The sequence below is a fragment of the Frankia sp. CcWB3 genome (assembly GCF_977927595.1).
The window spans coordinates 7,934-14,411 of sequence record NZ_CDWRCK010000003.1 but is presented as its reverse complement, the minus strand read 5'-3'; the positions used below and the strand labels follow the sequence as shown (position 1 = coordinate 14,411).

General features: G+C 71.1%; 5 protein-coding genes and 1 pseudogene. 2 read left to right on the top strand and 4 right to left on the bottom strand.

All coding sequences use genetic code 11. The annotated features are described in order from the left end of the window. Positions 1 to 962 (bottom strand): AMP-binding protein (locus ACY5KJ_RS00765; protein ID WP_462202482.1); only part of this gene is annotated, 962 nt, incomplete at its 3' end. A 430-nt stretch (positions 963 to 1,392) separates the two neighbouring features. Between ACY5KJ_RS00765 and ACY5KJ_RS00760 the strand changes: the two genes are divergently transcribed. Then, entirely contained in the window at positions 1,393 to 2,067 is a 675-nt protein-coding gene (locus ACY5KJ_RS00760; protein WP_462202480.1) for a DUF308 domain-containing protein, read from the top strand. A 201-nt stretch (positions 2,068 to 2,268) separates the two neighbouring features. Next, on the top strand, positions 2,269 to 4,227 hold the full coding sequence (locus ACY5KJ_RS00755) for an ABC transporter ATP-binding protein (RefSeq protein ID WP_462202478.1): 1,959 nt from the start codon (positions 2,269 to 2,271) through the stop codon (positions 4,225 to 4,227). Here the strand turns inward: ACY5KJ_RS00755 and ACY5KJ_RS00750 are convergent. The 3 genes and pseudogenes from ACY5KJ_RS00750 to ACY5KJ_RS00740 form a co-directional block, all read right to left on the bottom strand. Beyond that, positions 4,206 to 4,658, bottom strand: coding sequence for an RCC1 domain-containing protein (locus tag ACY5KJ_RS00750; RefSeq protein ID WP_462202499.1), 453 nt, complete (start codon positions 4,656 to 4,658; stop codon positions 4,206 to 4,208). The genes ACY5KJ_RS00755 and ACY5KJ_RS00750 overlap by 22 nt on opposite strands. Next, positions 4,659 to 5,009: pseudogene (locus tag ACY5KJ_RS00745) on the bottom strand (hypothetical protein); the annotation flags it as partial. It lies immediately after the preceding gene. Next, a partial coding sequence (locus tag ACY5KJ_RS00740) for a hypothetical protein (RefSeq protein WP_462202477.1) occupies positions 5,009 to 6,478 on the bottom strand: 1,470 nt, incomplete at its 5' end. The gene ACY5KJ_RS00740 and the pseudogene ACY5KJ_RS00745, both read right to left, overlap by 1 nt.

Sequence of the window (6,478 nt, the reverse complement as noted above, 5' to 3'; positions counted from 1 at the left end):
TCGGTGCTGTCGGTGCTGTCGGTGCTGTCGGTGCTCTCGGCCAGCGGCTCGAGCCGGAACGACCCGCCCGGGACCGGGACTCCGATGGTGTGGGGCTGGGTCGGCGCGAGGTGCGGCGGCAGGTAGGCCATCCGCGCCGTGGCCTCGGTCTGGCCATACATCACGACGAAGTCCCAGCCGTTGCGTCGTCCGAGCTCGGCGTAGCGGGCCACCCGGTCCCGGTCCGGCGCCAGTCGACCGCCGGCCTGCGTGACGTAGCGCAGGTGCGGCAGCGACATCGCGTCGAAACCGATCCTGTCGAGCAGGTCGAACGTGTAGGGGACGCCAGCCAGCGAGGTGCCCTGCCCGTCCCGGAAGAGGTCCCAGAAGCAGGCGTCCACGACGGACAGGGACGTCAGGATCAGACCGGCCCCGCACAGGAGGTGACTGTGCACGACCGACAGCCCGTAGCAGTAGTACAGGGGCAGGGTCGTCGCGGCGCGGTCGCCGGGGCGAAGGCCGAGGCACTCGACGATCGACTCGGCATTGGCCTGCAGGTTCGTGTACGACAGCCGGACCAGTTTCGGTGAGCCCGTCGAGCCCGACGTGCTCAGCAGCAGCGCGAGGTCCGGATGGAGGTCGTGCTTCGAGCCGTCACGCCGCTGCTCGACGCGGATCCGCGTCCGCGTGTCGGCGGGGCGGATCACCACGTCGGGGTCATAGGACGTGATCAGGGCGTCGGTCGACGCGGCGTTGTCACCCGGCACCAGCAGGACCGCGTGCCCGGCGGACAGCGCCGCCAGGTACAGGACGAGGACGTCGATCGTGTTGACCGCCGCGAGGAGTACCAGCCGCCGCCCGGCGCCGAGCCGACCGGCGGCGGCGTCGACGCGTGCCGCCAGCTCGCGGTAGGACAGTCGGCCCTCAGCCGTGACAACGGCCGTGCGGTCACCGTGCCGTTCAAGGTGGCGGGCGAGGAACACAGTCGAGCCTGAGAGGGACGGGCCTGCATGGGTCACCCAGCCAATGTACAAGTAAGGAAAGCCTACCCTAAGTCTTACCCCTCACTACGCCTACGTCATCGATCCATGACGTTCGGTGCCGCAGCCGCCCGTGGGTGATCTTGTCGTGTGGTGGCGGCGGCAGCGGTGGGTCTGCCTCCCGCCCCAGCGCGGCACCCACCTGCTGGGAGGAGTTGAGTAGCGCCGCGGGCGATATGGCGTCGTCGTCGGTTCGGAATGATGTCCAGCGGATAAGCGTGGTTCGCCGGGTGGCGGGCATCAGCTTGTTGACCTGTGATGTCGAGCGCCAGCTGACGGCAATGGTCCTTGTATCGGTGACCGACGATGGGAGAATAGGATCGTGAGCGACATAACTGCCTCAGATCGTCGTACACATGAAAGATCCACAGATGTGCCCTGGTTTGGTTTTCTCGCCGTTGGAGCAGCTTTTGCCCTGTTCGCGCTGGCCATTCCGCAGTTCGATCTGACCACGGTGCGGTCGATCGCCGTGCTTCTCGGGATCGTCCTGCTCCTCGGCGCGGTGAGTGAGCTGCTGGCGGCGGCGGCGACGGCCCGGGACTGGCGCTGGTCCCATGCGCTGCTCGCGGTGCTGTTCGTGGCCGGCGGGGTGGTGGCGCTGGTCTGGCCGGATCCCACGGTCAAGGCGGTGGGCCGGATCGCGGCCTGGTTCTTCTTGACCAAGGGTCTCTACGACGTCGTCAACTCGTTCGTCGCCCGACGGACCGAGCAGCAGGCCGCGGCCGGGCAGTACGCCACCGCGGCGGAGGGCCGGCCCACCCCGGCCCAGTGGTGGATGCCGCTGATCGTCGGTGCGTTGGAGATCGGGGCGGCGTTCTGGGTGGTGGGTTCCCAGCGGGTCTCGCTGCCGCTGCTGGCCCTGTGGGTGGGCCTCACGGCCCTGGCGGTCGGGCTGACCAAGATTGCCATGGGGTTCCGGCTGCGGGGCGTTTCCCGACCGCCCGCCTCTCTGGAGGGCCTGGCGATTCCCGGCTTCGGCGCCGGCGCGGTGGAAGGCAGGCGTCTGGAGGAGGAGCGCGTCCAACGACCCGTGTCCGGGAATCGTTGACGATCCCGGGTGATTCCCGGATCCCGGCCCCGGTTTCTCCCGGCCGACCCTTCGGTTTCCGCCACCGCCGTCGGTCTGTCCCTGATGCCCCACCGCCCTGACTCGCGTCAGGGCGGTGGGGCGTCAGGGTCGTGCTCCGCGGGGGACAGCAGCAGGCGGGAGGTCCGCCGCCCCGGCGCGCGTCGGCATAGCCTCGGCGGCGTGATTCGTGAGCCGCTGCCCGTCCCGTCGGAGACGGCCTTCCTGCCGGAGACGACCGTCCCGTCGTGGGCGATCCGCCTGCATGCGCGTGCGCTCGCGCGGTTGACCGGCGCGCCCGAGGCGCGGTGCAGCGTCCGATTCTTCGCCGACCAGGGCCGGGTCGTCGCGGTTCTCGTCGGGCTGTCCGTTCTCGGTTCGGCCGCCGTCGCCGCCGGGCCGTTCGTCCTGCGCCATCTCATCGACACGTCGTTGCCCACCGGCCAGGTGCGCGACCTCGTCGTCCCCGTCCTGCTGCTGTGCGCGGTGCTGGTGTTCGAGTCGAGCGTGCTCTCGGCGCGCATGGCGCTCATCGCCCGGCTCGGCGGCGTTGTCTCCGTGCGGATCCGTCAGACGGTGAACGCTCACCTGCAGCGCCTGCCCTTCGCCTTCTTTCCCCGCAGCCAGCAGGGGGAGATGATGACGGTGATGTCCACCGACGTCCTGAACACCCAGAACGCGATCTCCGCCACTGTGCAGGCGGTGATCTGCAGGATCGCGGACATCGTCGTCGGCTCGATCGTCGTCTTCGTGCTGGACTGGCGTCTGAGCCTGGCGGTGATGGTCTTCGCGCCGGCCACGCTGCTGATCGTCCGCTCGGGCCGGCGGCGGCTCGCCGCGCTGTCCACCCGCCAGCGGGAGCTCGACGGTCTGCTCATGGCTCAGGTCGCCGACACCTCGTCAGTCTCCGGGGCGCTGCACGTGCGGCTGTTCGACCGGGTCGACTACGAGCAGACCCGGTTCGACGCGGCGGGCGCCGAGCTGTTCGCCGCCGCCGAGGATCAGGCCCGGCTGATGTCGTGGGTCCGGTTCCTGGTCAACCTCGGGGTCATCGCGACGATGACGGCGGTGCTGGCGCTGGGGGCCTGGCTGGTCTCCAGCGGTCGTACCACGCTCGGGACGGTCGCCGCCTTGGGCGGCGCGTTGCTGGTGGCCTTCGGACCGCTGTCGTCCGCTGTCAACCTGCGTGCGGAGCTCGCGGGCGCGGGCGCGTCCTTCCGGCGGATCTTCGCCCTGTTTGACGTCCCGCAGGACGAGGTACGCCTGAGGTTCGAAGGGGCCCGGGCCCCCGCGCTGACCGTCCCCCGCGCACCGCGGTCCGGGACGGAACCGGCGCCGGCCGCCGCTCGCCGGGGACTCGATGCCGGCCGGGGACTCGACCTGGCGTTCGACGACGTATGGTTCTCCTACGATCTCGCCACGGCCGAGGACTGGCCGGACGGCGACTGGCCGGACGGCAACCCGACGTGGAACCTGCGCGGGGTGACCCTGAAAGTCGCCGCGGGGACGACGGCGGCGGTCGTCGGGGCCAGCGGGGCCGGCAAGACGACCATCGCTTATCTGGCCAGCGGCGTGCACCGGCCGCGGCGCGGCGGCATCCGTCTCGGCGGGGTTCCCCTCGACGACATCCCGCCGGATCGTCTGCACACGATGATCGGCGTCGTCCCTCAGGACCCGCACTTGTTCCATGACACGATCGCGGCGAACCTCCGTTACGGCCGGTTGGACGCGACTGACGACGAGCTGCGTGCCGCCTTGGCGGCCGCCAGCCTCTCCGCCCTGCTCGACCGGCTGCCCGAGGGCCTGGCGACCCGGGTCGGCGCACGGGGCTACCGGTTGTCCGGTGGTGAGCGGCAGCGGTTGGCCATCGCCCGGGTCCTGCTGCAGTCACCACGGGTGCTGGTGCTGGACGAGGCGACCTCGGCGCTGGACACCCTCTCCGAGGCCGCCGTGCGCACCGCCCTCGACCGGCTCGCGGTGGGGCGGACGTGCCTGGTGATCGCGCACCGGCTGTCCACGGTGATTGACGCCGACCGCATCTACGTGATGGACCACGGCCGGGTCGTCGAGGACGGCACGCACAGCGAGCTGCTCGCCGACGGCGGTGCCTACGCCCGCCTCTACCGGCCCACCGCCGTCTGATTGGGTGGGGGGCGATTCCCGGCCGTCCCCGTCATGGTCACGACCCCGTCATGGTCACGACCGGCCAGGGCGTAGCCGGTGTAGTCGCCGGCAGCGATGGCGGTGACGTGGTTCAGGCCGCTGACCTGGACAGGGGTGGTGCTGTCGGTGGTGGTGCCGTCGCCGAGCTGGCCGCTGCCGTTGAAGCCCCAGGCCCGGATGGTGCCATCCCTGCGCAGCGCATATCCCGAGAGCACATCGCCGGCGAGGGCGGTGACATCGTTGAGACCGGTGACCTGGACGGGGGTGGGGCGGTCGGTGGTGGTTCCGTCACCGAGCTGGCCGAAGCTGTTGTCCCCCCAGGCCTGGACGGTCCCGTCGCAGCGCAACGCGTACCCGGAGTTGCTGCCGTCGGCGATGGCGACGACATCGTTCAGGCCGCTGACCACCACCGGCGTCGAGGCGCCGGTGGTGGTGCCGTTGCCGAGCTGGCCGAAGCCGTTGAAGCCCCAGGCCCAGGGGATGCCGTGGGGAGCCTGCGTGTGCTGGGCGGATGCCTCGGTAGGCGTGCCGGCCGGTTGTCCTGGGGCGCCGCACCGCGGGCGGTGGCCGGCAGCAGCAGCGCAGTCGTGACCGCGGCGACCGCCGTTCCCTGCTTGTTGCCGTGCCGTCTTCCCTGTTGCTGACCCGTCACTGGTTCTCCCTGTGCGTTCGATCCCCCTTTGATTGCTCAGAGTAAGAGTAAGTTTCGGAAAGTAGTCGAATGGGCGTGAGGTGCGGCGAGTCGGCCGGCGGGAGGCCATTACCCGCGTCGGCCGCCTTCCCGGTGCGCCCGGACCGCCCGCAGCACGCCCCGGGCGAGCAGGAACAGCACGAACAGCATCCCGACGGCCGGCAGCGAGACCAGCAGCGCGGAGACGACCTCCGCGAATGCGGTGACCAGTTTCCCGTCACGGGTCGCCCGGCCCGCCAGCCCGAGATAGTCCCACATGGCCCGGGTCGTCCGGGTAAGCACGAACGGAACCGAGACCATGAGCACGACCAGGTTCACCAGGATCAGCGGTGCCGCGAGCAGTGCCCAGGCGGTCACCACGATCCGGGCCGACCGGGTCAGCCCGTCCGGTTGGCTCCGGTTGTCCGGCGGGGTCAGCCCGTCCGGCCGGGCCCGTCCCGCCGATCGGGCATGCCGCCCGCGCGGGAGGCGGTTGCGCCGCCGTGGCAGCGTCGCGCGCAGCGTCGGCCCCATCCGGTTGAACAGGTCCGGTACCCCGGCCAGGTCGCTGACGATGTAGTAGCCGTCCAGCCGGACGAAGGGCGCAAGCTGGCGCATGGCATCCAGGTGGACGAGGACGACGGCGGTCACCAGCACACCGGCGTGGGTGAGCGCGAGAGCCCCGGCGAGCAGCAGAACGAACAGTCCGTTGAAGTAGATGCCGCCGAGGTCGGTGCGCAGCCGGCCGAGCCGGCTCAGCCGGTAGGAGTCGGTGACGTCGGTGAAGAAGGCCGGCCACACCAGGTACATGCCGAAACCGATGACTCCCGGGCGGGCACCGCCGTAGTGGCAGGCCGCGGCGTGCCCGCATTCGTGGAACAGTGCGCCGACGAGGGCCAGGCCGACCACCACCAGGATCAGCGCCGGGGTCGCGAGCACCTCCGCCGCGCTGTCCCGGACGCTGTGCCGGCCGAATATCCACACGTCGGTGGCCACCAGCAGGGCCAGCAGCAGGGCCACGGCCGCTGGCCGGAACAACATCGCGAACACTCGGCTGACTCGGTGCACGGCCGGCGCGGGTAGCAGGGTGTGCCGGGCGGCGAGTGTGAACAGCGCCTTCGCCCGGGGCGCCGGAGTGGCACCGTTCTCGCTGGCGATCAGGCCGAGTGGCATGAGCCGATCCACCACGAGGTACGCGACGTCGGCGCCACTCACCCGGCGGGCGCAGACCCCCGTGACCCGGTCGGCAATCGCGGCGACGTCGCGGGCGCCGTCTGCCGCCTCGAGGATGTGCGCGAGCAGTTCGGTGAGCGCGACGACCTGACCGTCGGCGCGGCGGGCCAGGAAGACGGGCCGGGCCAGGCCCGACCCGGTGAACTCGCCGAGTAGCGCCAGGCCGTCGGCCCGGCTCGGTCTGGCGGGTACCTCGGCCGGCCCAGGAACGCCCGTCGGATCGGCGAGGCTGGCGACGCCGGCGATGTCGCTGACGCCGGCGAGGCTGGCGACGCCGGTGAGTCCGGGCGCCCGGTCCGATTCGGAAGGTGCCGGCGGCATCGTTGT